Here is an 878-nt window from a genome sequence, read left to right as displayed (position 1 = left end):
GAGCCGCCGCGGCGGCCTGGACCGGCCCACCGAGCCGCTCCCACCGCTGCCGTTGCCGACCGGGGTGCCCGAGGTCGACGCCCGCCTCGAACGGCTCGAGAACTCGCCGTTCTGGCAGTCCGACCATGAACAGAAGCTCGCCGAGCCGCAGCCGGTCGACCGGCCGGCGCACGCCGCGGGCCGCCGCGGTGGCCGGCCGTCGGCCCACCGGCAGCCACCCGTGGCCGCGCTCGCCTCGCTGGTCGCGCTGGGCCTGCTCGCCGCGTTCTTCGCGTGGGTCAGCGCCGAGCCGTTCTGGCTGGCCATGGGGCACGGCGACCGTGGGTACGCGACCACCACCCACTGCACCAGCTCCGGCGTCACCCAGCACTGCACCGGCCGGTTCGCGTCGGCCGACGGCGGCTTCACGATCAGCAAGGTGACGCTGCTCGGGGTCGGCCCGGGCGAGCGGGTGCCGGGCACGGTCAGCCCGGCCCGGATGGTCAGCCCGGACAGCCCGCGCGCCTACCTGGGCGACACCAGCCCGCTGCTGCAGCTGCGCTGGCTGCTCGGGTTCGCGCTGGTGCTGCTGTGCGGGTACGTGATCGCCGGGGTGACCCGCGCTCGCCGCCTGGAAACCGGGCGAGCCCGGCGTGGTGCCGTGCTGGCGAGCCTGGCCGGGCCGGTACTGCTGCTGATCGGTTTCCTGATCGGGGCCTACTGACGGATCAGCGAGGCTGGTGCACCAGCCCGTACACGTCGCGCTTCTTCAGCCCGTACTCGTCGGCCACCGCCTGGATCGCGTCCCGCCGGGACGCGCCCCCGGTCTCCCGGCCCGCCACCGCCTCGCGCAGCTCTTCGTCCGAAGGACGTTCCGGCGGGCCGGCCGGCGCGCCCGC

At 75.7% G+C, this 878-nt stretch carries 1 protein-coding gene; it reads left to right on the top strand.

Features of this window, described 5'->3' with window-relative positions; translation table 11 throughout:
* Positions 1-703, top strand: a 703-nt coding sequence (locus tag Ato02nite_RS50850; RefSeq protein WP_213013951.1) for a hypothetical protein, incomplete at its 5' end; no start/stop codon positions are given.
* Between the last annotated feature and the right edge of the window lie 175 nt (positions 704-878).

The organism is Paractinoplanes toevensis (assembly GCF_018332695.1).
In the GTDB taxonomy this organism is placed as follows: Bacteria; Actinomycetota; Actinomycetes; order Mycobacteriales; family Micromonosporaceae; genus Actinoplanes; species Actinoplanes toevensis.
This window is presented reverse-complemented; position numbering and strand designations above follow the sequence as displayed.